Annotated in this window: 16 protein-coding genes; 11 read left to right on the forward strand and 5 right to left on the reverse strand. The window is 72.8% G+C overall.

What is annotated here, in order from left to right; all coding sequences use genetic code 11:
* Nucleotides 1-55: 55 nt before the first annotated feature.
* The 7 genes from ACWEJ6_RS03355 (at nt 56) to ACWEJ6_RS03385 (ending at nt 6059) form a co-directional block, all read left to right on the forward strand.
* Nucleotides 56-319: an HPr family phosphocarrier protein gene (locus tag ACWEJ6_RS03355; RefSeq protein WP_352321677.1), complete on the forward strand. Its 264-nt coding sequence runs from the start codon at nt 56-58 to the stop codon at nt 317-319.
* Entirely contained in the window at nt 316-1980 is a 1665-nt protein-coding gene (gene ptsP / locus ACWEJ6_RS03360; RefSeq protein ID WP_452420900.1) for a phosphoenolpyruvate--protein phosphotransferase, read from the forward strand. Before ACWEJ6_RS03355 ends, ptsP begins: the two co-directional genes overlap by 4 nt.
* A 59-nt stretch (nt 1981-2039) precedes the next feature.
* A complete protein-coding gene (gene nagZ / locus ACWEJ6_RS03365; RefSeq protein ID WP_452420902.1) occupies nt 2040-3347 on the forward strand; it encodes a beta-N-acetylhexosaminidase in 1308 nt (435 codons plus the stop codon).
* A 59-nt stretch (nt 3348-3406) separates the two neighbouring features.
* Nucleotides 3407-4054: an HAD family hydrolase gene (locus tag ACWEJ6_RS03370; protein WP_357970302.1), complete on the forward strand. Its 648-nt coding sequence runs from the start codon at nt 3407-3409 to the stop codon at nt 4052-4054.
* Between the two features lie 31 nt (nt 4055-4085).
* On the forward strand, nt 4086-4595 hold the full coding sequence (locus tag ACWEJ6_RS03375) for a DUF6912 family protein (protein WP_357990569.1): 510 nt from the start codon (nt 4086-4088) through the stop codon (nt 4593-4595).
* A 34-nt stretch (nt 4596-4629) separates the two neighbouring features.
* Complete coding sequence (locus tag ACWEJ6_RS03380) at nt 4630-5256, forward strand: HAD family hydrolase (protein WP_397164975.1); 627 nt, start codon at nt 4630-4632, stop codon at nt 5254-5256.
* 95 nt (nt 5257-5351) lie between these two features.
* Complete coding sequence (locus tag ACWEJ6_RS03385) at nt 5352-6059, forward strand: HAD family hydrolase (protein WP_449913907.1); 708 nt, start codon at nt 5352-5354, stop codon at nt 6057-6059.
* A 74-nt stretch (nt 6060-6133) separates the two neighbouring features.
* On the opposite strand, the gene ACWEJ6_RS03390 is transcribed toward ACWEJ6_RS03385, so the two are convergent.
* A complete protein-coding gene (locus tag ACWEJ6_RS03390) occupies nt 6134-7741 on the reverse strand; it encodes a penicillin-binding transpeptidase domain-containing protein (RefSeq protein ID WP_452420905.1) in 1608 nt (535 codons plus the stop codon).
* Between the two features lie 86 nt (nt 7742-7827).
* Here ACWEJ6_RS03390 and ACWEJ6_RS03395 point away from each other — a divergent pair, with 86 nt between their 5' ends.
* The 3 genes from ACWEJ6_RS03395 to ACWEJ6_RS03405 are packed head-to-tail and all read left to right on the forward strand — an operon-like array spanning nt 7828 to nt 11631.
* Nucleotides 7828-8757, forward strand: a complete 930-nt coding sequence (locus ACWEJ6_RS03395) for a LysR family transcriptional regulator (RefSeq protein WP_452420907.1) — start codon at nt 7828-7830, stop codon at nt 8755-8757.
* Nucleotides 8754-9611, forward strand: coding sequence for a serine hydrolase (locus ACWEJ6_RS03400; protein ID WP_452420909.1), 858 nt, complete (start codon nt 8754-8756; stop codon nt 9609-9611). Before ACWEJ6_RS03395 ends, ACWEJ6_RS03400 begins: the two co-directional genes overlap by 4 nt.
* Before the next feature lie 58 nt (nt 9612-9669).
* On the forward strand, nt 9670-11631 hold the full coding sequence (locus tag ACWEJ6_RS03405; protein ID WP_452420911.1) for an acetoacetate--CoA ligase: 1962 nt from the start codon (nt 9670-9672) through the stop codon (nt 11629-11631).
* A gap of 10 nt (nt 11632-11641) precedes the next feature.
* Here the strand turns inward: ACWEJ6_RS03405 and ACWEJ6_RS03410 are convergent, their stop codons facing one another.
* Nucleotides 11642-12277, reverse strand: coding sequence for a GNAT family N-acetyltransferase (locus ACWEJ6_RS03410; protein ID WP_452420913.1), 636 nt, complete (start codon nt 12275-12277; stop codon nt 11642-11644).
* 618 nt (nt 12278-12895) lie between these two features.
* Between ACWEJ6_RS03410 and ACWEJ6_RS03415 the strand changes: the two genes are divergently transcribed.
* The gene (locus ACWEJ6_RS03415; RefSeq protein WP_397214922.1) at nt 12896-13510 is read left to right on the forward strand and encodes a L,D-transpeptidase family protein; all 615 of its coding nucleotides are present in this window, start codon (nt 12896-12898) and stop codon (nt 13508-13510) included.
* Between the two features lies 1 nt (nt 13511).
* Here ACWEJ6_RS03415 and ACWEJ6_RS03420 read toward each other — a convergent pair whose 3' ends face one another.
* The 3 genes from ACWEJ6_RS03420 to ACWEJ6_RS03430 all read right to left on the reverse strand — a co-directional run bounded on the left by ACWEJ6_RS03420 (nt 13512) and on the right by ACWEJ6_RS03430 (nt 17591).
* The gene (locus tag ACWEJ6_RS03420) at nt 13512-15023 is read right to left on the reverse strand and encodes an FAD-binding oxidoreductase (RefSeq protein ID WP_452420915.1); all 1512 of its coding nucleotides are present in this window, start codon (nt 15021-15023) and stop codon (nt 13512-13514) included.
* 86 nt (nt 15024-15109) lie between these two features.
* The gene (locus tag ACWEJ6_RS03425) at nt 15110-16717 is read right to left on the reverse strand and encodes an NADH-ubiquinone oxidoreductase-F iron-sulfur binding region domain-containing protein (protein WP_387668734.1); all 1608 of its coding nucleotides are present in this window, start codon (nt 16715-16717) and stop codon (nt 15110-15112) included.
* A gap of 31 nt (nt 16718-16748) precedes the next feature.
* Nucleotides 16749-17591, reverse strand: coding sequence for a ferric reductase-like transmembrane domain-containing protein (locus ACWEJ6_RS03430; protein WP_452420917.1), 843 nt, complete (start codon nt 17589-17591; stop codon nt 16749-16751).
* Between the last annotated feature and the right edge of the window lie 20 nt (nt 17592-17611).

The raw sequence follows: 17611 nt of genomic DNA on the forward strand, positions 1-17611 counted from the left end.
CCGCCATTCACGCAAGGGTCCAGCTGGTCTGGACCGGGTACAGAAGGAGAGGCTCATGGGTGAGCGCAAGGTCACGGTCGCGGCGGAGGTGGGTCTGCACGCCCGTCCCGCGGCGACGTTCGTGAAACGGGCCCAGCTGGCCCCGATGGACATCAGCGTCGCCAAGGCCAGCGGCGGCGGCGCCCCGGTCAACGGCAAGAGCATCCTCGCCATCATGGCGCTCGACGTCCGGCAGGGCGAGACCGTCGTGATCACGGCGGAGGGCGACGGCTCCGAGGAGATCCTGGACGAACTGGCCACGATCGCCGGAGCGCCATGAACCTGCGGGGGGTTGGGGTCAGCCCGGGAATCGGGCACGGCCCCGCGTACGTTCTGACCGCCTCTGTGCCCGAACCCCCCGAGGGCAGCACCTACACCGGTGAGGCGGAGCAGGAGAAGGAGCGGGCCTCGGCCGCGCTCTCACGGGTCGCGGGAGAGCTTGAGGCCCGCGGCAACCAGGCCGGCGGCGAGGCCGGGGAGATCCTCAAGGCCCAGGCGCTGATGGCCGAGGACCCCGGTCTGGTGGTGAAGGTCAGGACCCTCATCGACCGGGGCCTGGCCGCTCCCCGGGCGGTCTTCGAGGCGTTCACGAAGTACCGGGACGTGCTCAGCGGGGCCGGCGGCTACCTGGGCGAGCGGGCCGCCGACCTCGACGACATCAGGGACCGGGTGATCGCCCTGCTCACCGCGCACCCGATGCCGGGGCTGCCGGCCGCCCCCGAGGTGCCGTACGTGCTGGTCGCGACCGACCTGGCGCCCGCCGACACGGCCCTGCTGTCCAGGCGGGACGTGGCCGGGTTCGTCACCGAGCAGGGCGGGCCCACGAGCCACACCGCGATCATGGCCCGGGCGATGGGCGTGCCCGCCGTGGTCGCCTGCCCGGGGGCGACCGGCATCCCCGCCGGCGTCCCCGTCCTGGTGGACGGCACGACGGGCGAGGTGAGCCTGGAGCCGTCCGACGACCACGTGGCCGGGGCGCGGGACGCGGCGGCGGCGAAGCAGGCGGCGATCGGCGCGGCCAAGGGACCGGGCCGGACCGCCGACGGGCACGCGGTGCCGCTGCTGGCCAACGTCGCCGGCCCCGCCGAGCTGGCGGAGGCGCTGGCCGCCGGGGCGGAGGGCGTCGGGCTCTACCGGACCGAGTTCCTCTTCCTCGACCGGGCCGAGGCCCCGGCCGTCGAGGAGCAGCGACGGGCCTACCGGGCGGCGCTGGAGGCCGTGCCCGGCGCCACCGTGGTCGTGCGCACCCTCGACGCGGGCGCCGACAAGCCGCTGCGGTTCCTGCCCGCCCCCGCCGAGCCGAACCCGGCGCTGGGGGAGCGCGGGCTGCGCCTGTTCAGGCGCTTCCCCGAGGTGATGGACGCGCAGTTGCGCGCGCTGGCGGCGGCGGCCGAGGACGCGCCGGCCGAGCTGCTGGTGATGGCGCCCATGGTGGCCACGGCCGAGGAGGCCAGATGGTTCGCCGACGCCTGCCGGGCGCGCGGGTTGTCCAAGGTGGGCGTCATGATCGAGATCCCGTCGGCGGCGCTGCGGGCCGGTCAGCTGGCCGGGGTGGTGGACTTCGTCTCGCTCGGCACCAACGACCTGGCCCAGTACGCCTTCGCCGCCGACCGCCAGCTCGGCACGGTGAGCGGGCTCCAGGACCCGTGGCAGCCGGCGCTGCTCGACCTGATCGCCATGTCCTGCGGCCACGGCAAGCCGGTGGGCATCTGCGGTGAGGCGGCCGCCGATCCGGCTCTGGCGTGCGTGCTGGTCGGGCTGGGGGCGACCACGCTGTCGATGGGGGCGGGGGCGCTGGGGGCCGTACGGGCGGCGCTGGCCGCGCACACGCTGGAGCAGTGCAGGATGGCGGCGCGCACCGCGCGGGCCCAGGTCACGGCGGCGAACGCGCGCGCGGTCGCGCGCACCCACCTGCCGGGGCTCGCGGCGCTGGGGGTGTGAACGGGCCGTTTTCGGGTCGCCGGACTCGTGCGGGCCGCGGCATGGATACCTTGGAAGGCATGTTCAGACGGATCGGCCCGGCAGGGCTCCTGGTGTTGGCGCTGACCGCGTGCGGCGGCGGCGGCGGTGGCGCCCCGGCGAGCGCGGCCCCGGCGAACGACGGGGCCACCCCCGCCGCCACCCCCGCGGGCAGCACGACACCACAGAGCCCGCCGCAGGCCGAGTCCGACCCGGTGCTGCGGGCCCTGCGGCGGATGACGCTGGAGGAGAAGGTCGGCCAGCTGTTCATGCCCGTCCTGTACGGCACCGCCGCCGACACCGTCTCCGGCGAGAACCAGGCCCGCTACGGCGCCCAGACCCCGGCCAAGGTGATCGCCCGCTACCACCTGGGCGGCGTGATCCTCTTCCCGGCGAACGTCAAGTCGACCGCCCAGGTCGTGCAGCTCACCAACGGCCTGCAGGAGGCGTCGAAGAAGGTCCCGCTGCTGGTCGGCACCGACCAGGAGAACGGCCTGGTCTCCCGCATGTCCGCGCTGATGACCGATTTCCCGGGCGCGGCCGAGATCGGCGCCACGAAGGACCCGGCGAACTCCAGGGCCGTGGCCAGGGCGACCGGCGAGGAGCTGCGGGCGCTCGGGGTCAACCTCGACTTCGCGCCGGTCGCCGACGTCAACGTCAACCCGCGGAACCCGGTCATCGGCAGGCGGGCCTACGGCGACGACCCGGCCGCGGTGGCGAAGATGGTCGCGGCGGCGGTCAAGGGCTTCGGCGACGCCAAGGTGGCGGCCACGGCCAAACACTTCCCGGGCCACGGCGACACCTCCGTCGACAGCCACACCGGCCTGCCGGTGATCAAGCACACCATGGCCCAGTGGGAGAGGATCGACGCGCCGCCGTTCAGGGCCGCCGTCGGCGCCGGGGTCGACGCCGTGATGAGCGCCCACATCGTCTTCCCCAAGCTCGACCCGTCGGGCGACCCGGCGACGTTGTCCAAGCCCATCCTGACCGGCCTGCTGCGGCAGAAGCTCGGCTTCAAGGGCGTGATCTCCACCGACGCGCTCAACATGGAGGGCGTGCGCAAGAAGTACGGCGACGGCGAGGTGGCGGTGCGCGCCGTGCTGGCCGGGGCTGACCTGCTGCTCATGCCGTACGACCTGGGCAAGGCGTACCAGGCGGTGCTGGCGGCGGTGAAGTCGGGGCGCGTCTCCGAGGACCGCCTCGACCAGTCGGTGGTCCGGCTGCTCAGGCTCAAGCAGAAGAGGGGCCTGCTGTCGGCGGCGCCCGTCGCGTCGGCGCAGCAGGCGGCCGGCGTGCTGCGCTCGTCCGAGCACCGCAGGCTGGCCGCCAAGGTGCGGGCCGCGGGGTAGGCGCGAAGGCTGATTCGCGGGGTTCTATCCTAGAACCGGATTCGAGCGAGGAGGCGGTCGTGGTCGCAGGGGTGCTCATCGACTGGGGTGGCGTGCTCACGACCAGCCTGACCGACTCCATCGCCCGGTGGCTCGCGGCCGACCGGATCGACGCCGAGCACTACCGTTCGGTGATGCGCGAGCTGGTGGACCACGCCTACCGGGGCGGCGAAGGGCAGAACGTCGTGCACGCGCTCGAACGCGGCGAGCTCGACGGCCCGGCCTTCGAGCGCGACCTGGCCGCGCGGCTGCTCACCGTGGACGGCGTGCCGCCGGTGGCCGAGGGGCTGCTGGAGCGCATGTTCGCGGGCTTCGAACGGGTTGACGCCATGTACGACATGCTCCGCGACGTACGGAAAAATGGTGTTAAGACGTGTTTGTTGTCTAACTCCTGGTCGAACACCTACCCCCGCCACGAATGGGACGGCCTCTTCGACGCGGTCGTGATCTCCGGCGAGGTCGGCATGCGCAAGCCCGAGGAACGCATCTTCCGCCACGCCCTCGACCAGGTCGGACTGCCCGGCGAGCAGTGCGTGTTCATCGACGACATCGAGGCCAACATCCTGGCCGCCCGCGCGCTCGGCATCACCGGCATCCACCACCGCGACGCCGACACGACCCTCACAGAGCTGGAGACCGTACTCCGGCTCACGCTGCGACGGGCATGATGGTGCCCTTGCGATTTCGGAAAGGTTCGTGATGCGCGTCTATCTGCCGTGCACCCTCCCCGCCCTCGCCCGCGCGGTCGAGGCGGGGGAGCTGGGTCCGGCCCCCCTGACCGGTTACGCGGTGACCCCCGCGCTGACCGAGTGGTACGCCTCGGGCGACACCGAGGAACTGGAGTACGTCGCGCTGACCGAGGCGGCCCGCGCCTCGCTGCGCATGCTGGCCGCCGACCGCGCCGACGGCGTGGCCGCCGCGCACCGGCGGGTGGTGGTGGCCGCCGAGGTGCCCGACGGCTCGGTCTCGGCCGGCGTCGACCTGGAGGAACGGGCCCGCGTGCGCCTGGCCGCGGCCGTCCCGATGGCGAAGGTGGCCGCCGTGCACGTCGACGACCACGACGCCGTCGGCGACATCGAGGCCGCCGTCGAGGCGCTGCCCGCCGCCGACGACGGCGACGACGACGCCCGCTTCACGGTCGACGGCGCCGAGGCCCACGAGCTCATGTGGTACGCCACCCAGGAGATCCCGGACCTGCTGGGTTCATAGGATCGTCACCCTTGTCGAATAAGCTTGCTGGGACATGACAAAACACATCATCTGGGATTGGAACGGGACGCTCTTCCACGACGTCGAGGCCGTCGTCGGCGCCACCAACGCCCTGTTCAAGCCGTACGCGCTGCCTGAGCTGACCGCCGACGGGTTCCGTGCGGTCTACACCCGCCCCATCTGGGTCGCCTACGAGCGGCTGCTCGGCAGGCCGCTGGCCGAGGGGGAGTGGGAGCTGCTGGACGACGGGTTCCACGAGCACTACTTCAGGCTCAGCGCCGCCTGCGGGCTGGCCCCCGACGCCGAGGTGGTGCTCGGGGGCTGGGCCGGCACCCAGTCGCTGTGCTCGATGGCCCCCCACGCCCATCTCGTGCCGATCGTCGAGTCCTTCGGCATCACCCGGCACTTCACCCGGATCGACGGCCTGGTCGGCACCACGGGCGGCGAGAAGGCCGTGCACATGACGGCGCACATCGAGGCCCTCGACCTCGACCCCGGCGAGATCCTGGTGATCGGCGACAGCGTCGACGACGGGCTCGCCGCGCGGCACGTGGGTGCGCGGGCGGTGCTCTACACCGGCGGCATGACCACGCGGGCCGAGCTGGAGGGCACCGGCCTGCCCGTGGTGGACACGCTCGCCCAGGCGCTCCAGTACGCCTGAGGGGGACATGCCGGATCCGCCGGGGGGCAGCTCCCGGCCGGGCCGGGGCCGTACCCTTGCCGGGAACCCCTCAGGAGGTCGCCATCAACCGCCTTGTGCTCTGGAACGTCGATCTCACCCTGGTCGACGTCGCCATCGTGACCCGGGACGCCTACGCCGAGGCGTTCCGCGCCGTGACCGGCCGGCCGCTGGTCAAGCTCGTGCCGCCGCTCGGCCGTCCCGACTCCGAGATCGTCTTCGAGACGCTGGCCGTCAACGGCATCGCGGCCGAGGACGACCACCTGCCGAGATTCCTGGCCGCTCTCGCCCTCGCCTTCGCCGACCGGCGCGGCCGGCTGGCCAAGGAGGGCCGGATGATGCCGGGGGCCAAGGACGCGCTGAAGTCGGTGGCCCGGCTCGACGGCGTCGTGCAGTCGGTGCTGACCGGCACGATCAAGGGCAACGCCGTGCACAAGCTCAAGGCGTTCGGGCTGGACAGGTACGTCGACTTCGAGCTCGGCGGCTACGGCGAGGAGGTCTACCCCAAGGCGACGCTGCTGCAGGTCGCGCAGGGGAGGGCCAAGCAGCGGCTGGGCACGCCGTTCACGGCGGCCAACACGGTGGTGATCGGCGACTCCACGCGCGACGTGCAGGCCGCCAGGATCGGCGGGGCCGCCGTGATCGGGGTCGCCTCGGGGCGGTCGACGGCCGCCGAACTGCGCGAGGCGGGCGCCGACCTGGTGCTGCCCGACCTGTCGGACGCCTCGGAGGTGGTGGCCGCGGTGGCCGGCCTGACCTCCCCGCTGGACCGCAAGGCCGGCTGACCCCGCCCGGCCGCCCCACCCCCGCCCCCGTTGACGACCCCCTACCCGGCTCACGCGCGCCCCCGTGCGGCCCGTCAGGGCAGGGCGGCGAGGAAGCGGGCGGCGACGGGGGCCGCCACGGCCGAGCCGGCGCCGCCGCCCTCCACGATCACCGCGAACGCCACGTCCCCCTTGTAGCCGATGAACCACGAGTGCGCGGGCGGCTCCTTGCCCGAGCCGTACTCGGCCGTCCCGGTCTTGCCCGCGGTGCCCGCGGGGAAGTGCGCGCCCTTGGCGGTGCCGTCCGTGACGACGGCGGGCATGAGCTTGCGCAGGGCCGACACCACGCCCCGCTCCAGCGGGCGCGGACGGTCGTCGGAGGCCATCTCCTTGGACACGATCCGCGGCGGGATCCAGGCGCCCGAGGCGATGGCGGCGGCGACGGAGGCCATGTTGAGCGGGCTGGCCAGCACCCGGCCCTGGCCGATGGAGGCCGAGGCGAGGTCGGTGTCGTCCTTGGGGTCGGGGAACTCGGCCCGCACGGCGGGCACGCCCGGCTTGATCGGGGTGCGGAAGCCGAAGCTCCTGGCCACCTCGGCCAGCCTGCCGCCGTTCAGCTCGGCCACGCTCATCTCGCCGAACGTCGTGTTGCACGAGTGCGCGAAGGCGTCCTGGAAGGAGAGCGTGCCGTAGTCCTTGAAGCCGGCGTTGTGGAAGGGGAAGCCGCCGATGTTCTTCTCGGCCGGGCAGGTGACCGTCCTGCCGGGCTCGACCCCGTCCGCGACCAGCGCCGAGGCCGTCACGACCTTGAACGTCGAGCCGGGCGGGTACTTTCCGAGCAGCGCCCGGTTGAAGCCGCCGGGCTTGTTGACCACGGCCAGGATCTCGGCGGTCGAGGCGCGCAGCGCCACCAGCGAGGCCGGCTTGGTGACGCCTTCCAGCGCCGCGGCCCCCGCCGCGTGCACCTTCAGGTCGATGGTGGTGCTGAACGGCTTGGTGCCGCCCGGCTTGGCCAGCGTCTCGACCAGCTCGTCGCCCTTGTAGAGGCCGATAATGGAGTCGCCGCCCAGGTCGAAGCGGTCGGGGTAGGTCTGCTTGATGCCCTCGACCAGCTGCTGCACCGAGCCGGGGGCGTCCGCGCCGCCGATCTCGGTGCCGTCGGCGGCCAGGACGCGGGTGGAGTCGCGCTTCTGGGCGACCAGGCGCAGCGAGAGGCCCTTCCCGAGCTTGGGGTGGATGGTGGCCGGGGTCCAGGCGACCTTCCAGGCGCCGTCCCGCTCGACCAGCTTGAGCCGGCTGCCGTACGTCCAGTCCCGGGGGCCGGTCAGGCTGACGTTGAAACCCAGGTAGCCGTCGTCGTCCGGGCCGTCGTCGGCGAAGGGGCCGGTCGAGCGGGAGCGGGCGAAGGTGGCCTGGTCGACCTTGAGGTCGGTGCGGAAACGCCGGTGCCAGGCCTCGAAGTCGGTGGGCGGGTCGGCGACGAGCGCCCGCATCTTCGCATAATCCTGGACGGACCAGGCCGAGAGGTATTCGTCGGTCGTCTGCTCGGGTGAGCCCTTCGTGCGCAACAGCCAGACCGTGGCCCCCGCCGCCACGATCAGCACGACAAGGACGGTCAGGACCAGCGGCCACCTGCGCCGCCGTCCGCGACGTGGTCCTTCCGGCCGGGCGCGCCCGTACAGTGTCCCCGTTTGTGATGCCATGGCCCGAGAACACCAGAGACGGAGGAGTCCCGTCCAATATTGATATGACGGCTATATAGATATAAATCTGGATATAGTGGCTGGTCATGGACTTGGTCCGGCATCTCCGCTACTTCGTCGTCGTGGCGGAGGAACTGCACTTCGGGAACGCCGCGATCCGCCTCGGCATGGCGCAGCCGCCGCTCAGCCAGCGCATCAAACGTCTGGAGGAGGAGCTCGGCGTGCAGCTGTTCGACCGCTCCGCCCGGCAGGTACGCCTGACCGAGGCCGGCCGGCTGCTGCTCGGCGAGTCCCGCGAGATCGTCTCCAGGGTCGAGCGGCTGCGCGAGCTGGCCCGCCGCGGCGACGGCGGCGTGCTCAAGATCGGGGTGCCGCCCGACCTGGCCGCCTCCGCGATCGCCGCCCTGGTCGCGGGCTTCCGCGCGGTCAACCCGGACGTACGGCTCGTCCCCGTCGAGACCTGGACGGCCGACCAGGTGTCCGCCCTGGCCGGAGGCACGATCGACGTCGGGCTCGTCCGCCATCCGGTCGCCGCCCCCGGCCTGGACTTCGGCCAGGTGCTCGTGCAGCCCCTGGGCGTGCTGCTGGCCGGGGACGACCCGCTGGCCGGGGCCGGCGAGGTGCACCTGACCGATCTGGCCGGGCGCGAGCTGCTGATGCCGCCCAAGGAGGGCGAGCCGGGCTGGCACGCCGAGACGCTGGCCGAGTGCCGCCGCCACGGGTACGTGCCCGGCCAGGTGCACCAGGGCGCCGGGCTCGGCCTGGTGCTCGCCGGCCAGGCGGTGGCCTTCGGGCCCAGGGCGGACGTCCCTGGGCTGGCCTGGCGGCCGCTGCTAGGCTCGCCGATCGCGTGCCGGGTCTCCACGGCCTGGCGCGCGGCGACGGGCCCGAAGCAGGACTGGGTCGCCGAGTTCTCGGACGTCGCCGTACGCACGTTGAAGGAGAGCGCCGGGATGACCGACGAGGGCGCCGCGCCCGCGCGGCGGATCAGCCGGAGGCCGGGGATGCTGGCATGAGCGATCCCGACTACGCGGCGCTGTTCCGGATGGCCGGGGTGACGGGCTGGCTGCACGCCTGCGACATCGACTCCGGACGGCAGTCCGGCCACGGCGCCGACGAGCCGATGCCGCTGGCGTCGGTGTACAAGCTGCCGCTGCTGGTCGAGTTCTGCCGGCAGGCCGACGCCGGGCGGCTGGACGCGACGGCCCCGACGACCGTGACGTCCGGCCAGCGGGTCTCGGGCCCCACGGGCCTGTCGGCCATGCTCGACGACGTGACGATGTCGCTGCGCGACCTGGCGTACCTGATGATGGCGGTGAGCGACAACACCTCCGCCGACGTGCTGCTCGACCGGGTGGGCATGGACAACGTCAACGCCATGCTGGACGCCTTCGGCCTCGACGGCACCCGGATGCTGCAGAGCGGCCGCGACCTGTACGAGACCATGGAGCTGGACACCGGCCACGGGTGGCCGTACCTGGATCCCGACGACATCTCCCGCATGCGGGCGCTCGACCCCGCGCACACCAACCGCAGCACCCCGCGCGAGATGACCCGCCTGCTGTCCATGATCTGGCGGGACGAGGCCGCCTCGCCGCAGTCGTGCTCCTGGATGCGCGGCGTGCTCAACATGCAGGTGTGGCCCCACCGGCTGGCCTCGGGCTTCCCGTACGACGACGTCGAGGTCGGCGGCAAGACCGGGTCGCTGCCGACGCTGCGCACCGAGGTCGGCGTGGTCGAGTACCCCGACGGCGGCCGGTACGCGGTGGCGGTGTTCACCCGCTCGTTCAGCACGGCGGTCATCCAGCCGCGCGCGGACGCGGTGATCGGCACCGCCGCCCGTATGGCGGTGGACCACCTACGGAGGTAGCAAGTTATGGGGGAGGTCAGGTATGACTTTCCACCTGACGGGCGACAGGATGGGGCACATGGTTGCTGAAGGTGCGCTTCTCTGGGAACCGACCGGCGAGGTCGTGTCCGCCGCCAAGCTGACCCGCTACCTGGAGTGGCTGGGGCGGTCCGGCGCGAGCTACGAGGAGGTGTGGCAGTGGTCCGTCGACCGTCCTGAGGAGTTCTGGACGTCGATCTGGGACTACTTCGACGTCGTCGGGGAGCGCGGCGACGGGCCGGTGTTGTCGGGGGAGATGCCGGGCGCGACCTGGTTCGCGGGCGCCGAGGTCAACTACGCCGAGAACGCGTTGCGGCGCACCGAGGGCACCGCCCTGGTCTTCGTCTCCGAGGACGGCGCCCGCCAGGAGCTGACCCACGCCGAGCTGCGCGACGAGGTGGCCCGCGTCCGCACCGGCCTGGCCAGGCTCGGCGTCACCAGAGGCGACCGCGTGGCCGGCTACCTGCCGAACATCCCGCAGGCCCTGATCGCCTTCCTCGCCACGGCCTCGCTCGGCGCCGTCTGGTCGGCCGGCTCGCCCGACTTCGGGGTGCCGAGCATCGTCGACCGGTTCCGGCAGATCGAGCCCAAGGTGCTCATCGCGGTCGACGGCTACCACTACAACGGCAAGAGCTACGACCGTTCCGACGCCGTGAACGAGATCGCCGCCGAGCTGCCCACGCTGCGCGCCACGGTCTGGATCCCCTACCTGTCGGCGGCCGGCGAGGGCCGCGCCCCCCAGGAGGCCGAGCCGGCCGCCGCGCACGCCCGTTCGGTGCCGCACGGCGAGGTCATCGGCTGGGAGGGGCTGCGGGCCGAGGCGGGGCCGCTGGAGTTCGAGCGGGTGCCGTTCGGCCATCCGCTGTGGATCCTCTACTCCAGCGGCACGACCGGGCTGCCCAAGCCGATCGTGCACGGGCACGGCGGCGTGCTGCTGGAACACCTCAAGTCGCTCGCCTTCCACCAGGACCTGGGCGAGGGCGATGTGTTCTTCTGGTACACCACCACGGGCTGGATGATGTGGAACTACCTCGTCGGCGCCCTGCTGGTGGGGGCCACGCCGGTGCTCTACGACGGCTCGGCCACGCATCCCTCGCCCGCCGCGCTCTGGCGGATCGCCGCCTCGGAGAAGGTGACGTACTTCGGGGTGGGGGCGCCGTACATCATGGCCTCGCTGAAGGCCGGGCTGCGTCCGGACGGGCTGGAGCGGCTGCGCGGCATCGGCTCGACCGGCTCGCCGCTGCCGCCCGAGGGCTTCGCCTGGGTCGCCGCCGAGCTGCCCGGCACGCCGATCGGGTCGTTCTCCGGCGGCACCGACGTGTGCACGGGGTTCGTCGGGGCCACGATGCTCCACCCGATCAGGGCGGGGATCATCCCGTGCCGGTCGCTGGGGGCCAAGGTGGAGTCGTACGACCCCAAGGGCGAGCCGGTGGTCGGCGAGGTGGGCGAGCTGGTGCTGACCAAGCCGATGCCCTCGATGCCGGTGATGTTCTGGAACGACCCCGACGGGCGGCGCTACTTCGACAGCTACTTCGACGTCTACCCGGGCGTGTGGCGGCACGGCGACTGGATCAAGATCAACGAGGACGGCAGCTGCGTCATCTACGGCCGCTCCGACTCGACGCTCAACCGCGGCGGCGTGCGCATGGGCACCAGCGAGTTCTACCGGGTCGTGGAGCGGTTCGACGAGATCGCCGACAGCCTCGTGATCGACACCGGGCAGCTCGGCCAGGAGGGCAGCCTGCTGCTCTACGTCACCCTCGCCGAGGGCGCCGAGTTCGGCGAGCAGCTCGAACGCGCCCTGTGCGCGGCCCTGCGCCAGGAGCTGTCGCCCCGGCACGTGCCGAACGAGATCCGCGTCGTGCCCGGCATCCCCCGGACGTTGTCCGGCAAGAAGCTGGAGGTGCCGGTGCGCAAGATCCTGCTCGGCACGCCCGTCGAGGAGGCGGCCAACCCCGACGCGATGGCCAACCCGGAGGTGCTGCGGCACTTCAGGCCGTGACGGGGAGGGCTCAGGGCTCCAGGCCGAACAGGGGCAGGCAGGCGTCGAGGTTGCGGATCTCGACGTCGGGGGACGGCGACCAGTCCTCGCGGGCCATGCGGAAGCGCCGGGTGACGACCGGCTCGCCCTGGCGCGCGTGGACGGTGACGCCGTCCTCGCGGTAGCCGAGCTTCCTGGTCACCGCCAGCGAGGCGTGGTTGTCCTCGAACGCCTCCGTCACGGCGTGCCGCGCGCCGAGGCCGGCGAAGGCGAGGTGCAGGACGGCCCTGCGCATCTCCGTGCCGATGCCGCGGCCCTGGAACCGCCGGCCCAGCCAGGAGCCCGTCTTGACCTCGCGGGTGACGGGAAAGCCGGCCGCCATGACGCCCTGGGTGCCGACGACCTGGCCCTCGTGCACCACGACCAGCTCCAGCGACCAGTCGTCGGCGGTGAACCCGGCCCAGTTGCGGAAGTGGTACTGCACCGTACGGCGGGCCCGCTCGGCCGGGGGCGCCTCGGTCCACGGGAACATGAACGGCATGAAACCCGCCTCGTGGACGCCCTCGGCCGCCCGGTCGGCCAGGTCGTCGAGGTCGTCGAGGGTGGGATGCCGCAGTTCCAGCCGCGGCGTGGTGATGGAGAGCTCAAAGAGCGGCCAGTTACGCATATTCCGGCATACTTCCAGGCGTAGCCCCGCGTGCGCGACTCGTTTTTTGCCCGGCCCCGAACTTTGCCGGAAAGGATTTGCCGAACGGTGTGCGTTCCAGGTCTCGCCTTGGCTAAGGTTGGGGCTGTTCGGAGGGGTGAACAGAGGCCGGGCGGGTGAACGCGCAGCTCGCTCCCCGGCCTCTGGAGAAAAGGCGGATGCGTCCATGGCGCATCCGCCTTTTCTTTGTTCCGCTGATTTCGCGCGGGTCTCGCCTCGGTCCACGCTTGCTAAAGGTTTGACCGTGCCGTCGCATAAAAGCGATATGCCGGTTTTTAGTGGGATTTGCCAGTGTCGTGAATTGTCGGCGATCTGGGTAGGCGTTGACCTATGATCACAAAGGTTCGGAGAGCGGTTGTTTTCGCCGCTCTCGGGTGTGGTGGGCTCCCCTTCCTGGCCGGTACGCCCGCCGTAGCGGACACGCCGGACAAAGCGGACAGGGCCGACGCGGCGGACACGGTTGACATAGAAGACAGGGCGTACCGGCCGGACAGGGTGGACCGGGCAGAAACGGTGGACCGGGTAGAAACGGTGGGCCGGGCCGACAAGGCGGAAAAGGCGGATAAGACGGAGAAGGCGGTGCCTGGCGGGGGGATCGTGCTGCGGCCGGGCGACCGTGGCGAGACCGTCAGACGCCTCCAGGAGCGGCTGCACCGGAACGGCTACTACTACGGCAGGCTCAACGGCGTCTACGACGAGCAGACCAAGTTCGGCGTGTGGGCCTTCCAGAAGCACCGGCACCTGCGTCCCCAGGGTGCGGTCGGGCCGGAGGTGTGGCGGGCCTTCGACCGTCCGGTGCGGATGAAGCCGCTGGTCCCGCGCGGCGAGGCGGACCGGGTCGAGATCAACCTGCGCTACCAGCTGCTCATCGTCTACCGCCACCGCCGCCCGGCGCTCATCTCGCACGTCTCGACGGGCGCGCGGGTGAACTACTGCGAGAACGGTCACTGCGGCAACGCGATCACCCCGACCGGCGACTTCCACGTCACCAGCCGCGCGCCGGGCTGGACCGAAGGCCCGCTGGGCACGATGTACGACTCGCTCTACTTCGTCGGGGGCATCGCCATGCACGGCTCGTCGAAGGTGCCGCTGCGGCCCGCCTCGCACGGCTGCGTCCGCCTGCCGCTGCCCACCTCGAAGCGGCTGTTCGACATGGTGAAGATCGGCGAGCCGGTCTATGTGCGGGAGAAGTAGGTCAGACGCCTTGCGGCAGGCGGAACAGCCGGTCGGGGTCGTAGGTGGCCTTCACCTCGGCCAGGCGGGCGGCGTTGGGGCCGTAGTAGGCGCCGCGCCAGCCGGTCAGGTCGGGGTCGACGTAGTTCACGTAGGCGTGCTCGCCGAAGTGCGGGGTCAGCTCGCCGTGCAGCCGGCGCAGCCACGTCCGGTCCGTGCCCTTCGCGTAGTACTGCACGCCGTAGAGCGCGGCCCGGTGCGGGAACGCCGTGGCCGCCGGCTTGACCCGGCCCACCGCGCCGCCGAGCGCGTCCAGCAGCACGGCGTGCCGTCCGCCGCGCGCCACCCCGTCCACCAGGCGGCGCACGCCGTCGGCGGGGAGCTCGGCGTAGGCCAGGTGCGACTTGGCGGCGAACGCCTCCCGCCGCGGCCGCCGGCACTGCGCCACCGGCCGTGACGCGCATCCCGCCATGATCATCATGGCCTCCCGGTACGACGTCGTCCGCACCGACCTCGACGACGGCGCGCCGACCCGCGCGACCAGCGGGGCGAGCAGGCGGTCCAGTGACGCCTTCGTGCCCTCGTACGTGCCGACGAGGAGCACGTCCAGGTCGCGTTCCTCGCGCGCCAGGTGCAGCGAGGACCACAGCTCGTCCGGCGCGGACGGGGCCCACGACTGCCAGGCGCGCACCGCGGTCCCGGCCCTGGACCACGGCCAGTGCAGGAAGAACACGGTCAGGTCGCGGGTGGCGTGGGTGCGGAAGGTGAAGGAGACCGCGACGCCGACGTTGCCGCCGCCACCGCCGCGGCAGGCCCAGTAGAGGCCGGAGTGGTGGGTGGCGTCCGCGGTCAGCAGGCGGCCGTCGGCCGTGACCACGCGTACGGACTCCAGCGTGTCGCAGGTCAGGCCGTACTTCCTGGACACCACCCCGATGCCGCCGCCCAGCGCCAGCCCGGCGATCCCGACCGTGGGGCACGAGCCCGCGGGGATGCTCACGCCGTGCCGGGCCAGCCCGTCGTAGACGTCGACCAGCTTGGCGCCCGCCCCGATCGTGGCCCGTCCGGCGGCGTAGGCGACCGTGTTCATCCGGGACACGTCGATGACCAGGCCGGTCCCTGTGGACCAGCCCGCGTAGGAGTGGCCGCCGGAGCGGGGGGTGACCGCGACGCCGCTCGCGCGCGCGAAGGCCAGGCACGCCGAGACGTCCGCCGGGCTCGCGCAGTAGGCAACCCCGCCAGGTCTGATCCGGTCGTAGGCCGGGTTGACCAGGCGGCGGGCGGCGTCGTACCCGGAGTCGCCGGGCAGCACCAGCGTGCCGGCGAGCCGCCCGCGCAGCCGCGCCCAGTCCGGCGGCGGCGCCGACCGCCCGGCGCCGAGCGCGCCGATCAGCTCAGCGCCGCGCGTGCCGGTGCCGTGGGGACCCGGGCCGTGCGGTCCGGCGCCGGACGGCCGGGCACCGGTGGCCGTCTTCGCGTCGGCGGCCAGCGCCAGCGGCGCGAGGGCGGTGAGGTGGAGAAAGTCGCGGCGGTCCATGGGCGTCCCCCGTCGGTCGTGTCGAACCGATCGATGAGACGCCTGGCCCTCCGGACAAGTTCGTCACAACTACGTCACTACCGACATCACCCCGCTGTCCCGCCAAATCCGAAGATGTTGGTACTGGCCCCCACCCGCGTCAGCCCGGGAGCCTTCCGCAGCACGCCGTCCTTGACCAGCCGCAGCGGCGACGCGGGCGGCTTCGGCGCCTCCCCGCTCGTCTGGACGACCCGCAGGGCCAGCGCCGGGCACATCTCGACCGCCCGCCGCGCGTCCTTGACCATCCACCCCGGCACGTTCCGGAACGACGGGAACCCGTAGTCGTCCAGGTCCACGAACTCCGGCAGCAGGTGCGCGCACAGGCCGTGCCCCTGGCAGCGGGTCCAGTCCACCTCCAGCCGGTACTCGGGCTCCACCTCCGGCTCCGGCATCGGCAGCACGCCGCGCACCGGCCGGCCGCACGAGCCGTGCTCCAGGTGCAGCGCGATCTCGCTCTCGAACGCGTCCAGCGCCGACAGCACGAACTTGGCCGTGCCGTCGGGATGGAAGCACGCCCCACGCCGCTCGACGGCCCGCACGCACCGGCGCACCGCGTCCACGGAGCCGGTGCCCTCGGCGATCGCGCACAGGGCCCGCGCCACGTCGGGCAGCCCCAGACGGCAGGGCCCGCACTGCCCGGCCGACTCGGCGGCCAGGTACGAGGCCACCCTGGCCGCCTCGCCCAGCGGGCAGGTGCCGTCACCGAGCGGCACGATGATCCCCGCGCCCAGCGTGGCGCCGGCCAGCTTCATGCCCTCCCGCGAGATCACCGCCGACCCGGCCACCTCGGCCGACAGCCACGCGCCGTGGTAGCCGCCGACCAGCACGCCGTCCCCGGCCTCGGCCTCGCACAACGCGAGCACGTCGGCCAGCAGGACGCCGGTCGGCGCCTCGATCACCGCGCCGTTGGCCGCGCCGCCGCTCACCGTGAGCAGGATCGTGCCGGGCTCCTTGCTGGTGCCCACCTCGGCGTACTTCTGGGGGCCGTACTCGGCCAGCAGCGCGAACTGGGCGTAGGTCTCGGTGTTGGACAGCAGGGTCGGCAGCCCGTCCACGCCGCTCGTCGCGGCCCGCCGCTTCCTTCCCGGCGGGATGGCCTCCTCGCCGTTCACGCCGCGGACGAGCGCACCGCCCTCCCCGCTGATGAACCTCTCCGCCAGCCCGACGACCCGGATCGGGATGCGGCTCTCCGAACCGCCCGACACGTTCGCGGCCCGGCGTTCGGCCACGGCCGCCGCCACGGACGACTCGGCCACCTCGCCCTCGACCGTGGCCACGACCACCTCGCGGGCGCCCAGCGCCTCCGCCGCCAGGATGGCGCCGTCCAGCACGAGGTGGGGGTTGCGGGTGAGCAGCATGGCGTCCTTGGAGCTGGCCGGCTCGCCCTCTGCGCCGTTGACCAGCACCACGCTCTCGCCCGTGCCCGCCGCGTCGGCCACGGCCCGCAGCTTGCGGGCGAACGGGAAGGCGGCGCCGCCCCGTCCGCGCATGTCGACCTCGTTCACCATGGAGATGAGCTCGGCCAGTTCGCGCGGCCGCGGCTCGCCGTGCAGCGTCCGGTGCGCGGGCAGGTCGAGCCGCCGGCAGTGGTCGAGCCCGGCGGTCAGCCGCGCCGGGCCCATCCGCAGCACGCGCGGCACCCGGTGCGGGATCACGACCGGCTCCCCTGGGTCGTGCGGCGCGGGTTCATCCGGCCTCCCGGTACCTGCGCCGTGCGTCGGCCAGGCTCACCGGCGCGTCGGCCGCCGCTGTGGCCGCCGCTGCCGTGGCAGCCGCTGTGGCCGCGGCCGTCGCCCGCGGCCGCTCGACGGGCACGTCCGCCGCCACCCCGGCCGTCACGGGGGGCGCCTCGACCCTCTCCGGTACGACGGGCGGCCTGCGCAGCGTGGCCAGCACCCGCACGATCAGCGCGGACCCGACCGCGGCCAGGCACGCCACGTACGACCAGGCCACCCAGCCGGCCGGCGACCGGCCGGCCGTCAGCCCGTGCATGATCGCGATGGGCCAGGCCAGGTAGGCGGCCGAGTGCAGCAGCCGCCACAACCACGGTGTGCCCCGCACGGCGAAGCGGCCCCTGAGCATCCCCGTGGCCACCGCCACGACCATCAGGTCGAAGGCGAGCGCGCCGAACCCCACGTAGATCCCGGCGACCGGCACGATCGCCGCGCCCGGCGGCGCGTGTCCCAGGCTGATCATGAGGACGATGTGCGTGACCAGGTAGGCGAGCCCGATGAGGGCGGTGGCGCGGTGCGCGAGCTGGGCCCTGACCCGGTTGGGCGGGGACAGGAACACGCGTTCGGTGGTGACCAGGCCGAGCGCGACCGTCGCGGTCAGCAGCACCAGGGCGAACACGCCCGCGTAGAACTCTAGGAAACTCACTCCTCGGCCGAGCAGCGCGACGCCGCGTTCTGTCCTGGCCAGCGCGAACACCGACAACAGGACGGCCGTCAACGAGGCGCTCGCCCCTAGCCGGACGTTCCTGGTGTCCAGCTTGGTGGGGGCGTGCCGGGGGTGTCGTCTGTGGAGCATCTATTTCCCTCCAAGGTCGG

The sequence above is a fragment of the Nonomuraea sp. NPDC004702 genome, assembly GCF_053601695.1.

What these genes read in the sequence shown, in the direction of transcription:
- ACWEJ6_RS03375 (WP_357990569.1), top strand. Translation starts at nt 4,086, where the DNA reads ATGCGCGTCTATCTGCCGTGCACCCTCCCCGCCCTCGCCCGCGCGGTC.
- ACWEJ6_RS03410 (WP_452420913.1), bottom strand. Translation starts at nt 12,277, where the DNA reads ATGCGTAACTGGCCGCTCTTTGAGCTCTCCATCACCACGCCGCGGCTG.
- ACWEJ6_RS03420 (WP_452420915.1), bottom strand. Translation starts at nt 15,023, where the DNA reads ATGGACCGCCGCGACTTTCTCCACCTCACCGCCCTCGCGCCGCTGGCG.
- ACWEJ6_RS03355 (WP_352321677.1), top strand. Translation starts at nt 56, where the DNA reads ATGGGTGAGCGCAAGGTCACGGTCGCGGCGGAGGTGGGTCTGCACGCC.
- ACWEJ6_RS03430 (WP_452420917.1), bottom strand. Translation starts at nt 17,591, where the DNA reads ATGCTCCACAGACGACACCCCCGGCACGCCCCCACCAAGCTGGACACC.
- ACWEJ6_RS03390 (WP_452420905.1), bottom strand. Translation starts at nt 7,741, where the DNA reads ATGGCATCACAAACGGGGACACTGTACGGGCGCGCCCGGCCGGAAGGA.
- ACWEJ6_RS03400 (WP_452420909.1), top strand. Translation starts at nt 8,754, where the DNA reads ATGAGCGATCCCGACTACGCGGCGCTGTTCCGGATGGCCGGGGTGACG.
- nagZ (WP_452420902.1), top strand. Translation starts at nt 2,040, where the DNA reads ATGTTCAGACGGATCGGCCCGGCAGGGCTCCTGGTGTTGGCGCTGACC.
- ACWEJ6_RS03380 (WP_397164975.1), top strand. Translation starts at nt 4,630, where the DNA reads ATGACAAAACACATCATCTGGGATTGGAACGGGACGCTCTTCCACGAC.
- ACWEJ6_RS03395 (WP_452420907.1), top strand. Translation starts at nt 7,828, where the DNA reads ATGGACTTGGTCCGGCATCTCCGCTACTTCGTCGTCGTGGCGGAGGAA.
- ACWEJ6_RS03405 (WP_452420911.1), top strand. Translation starts at nt 9,670, where the DNA reads ATGGTTGCTGAAGGTGCGCTTCTCTGGGAACCGACCGGCGAGGTCGTG.
- ptsP (WP_452420900.1), top strand. Translation starts at nt 316, where the DNA reads ATGAACCTGCGGGGGGTTGGGGTCAGCCCGGGAATCGGGCACGGCCCC.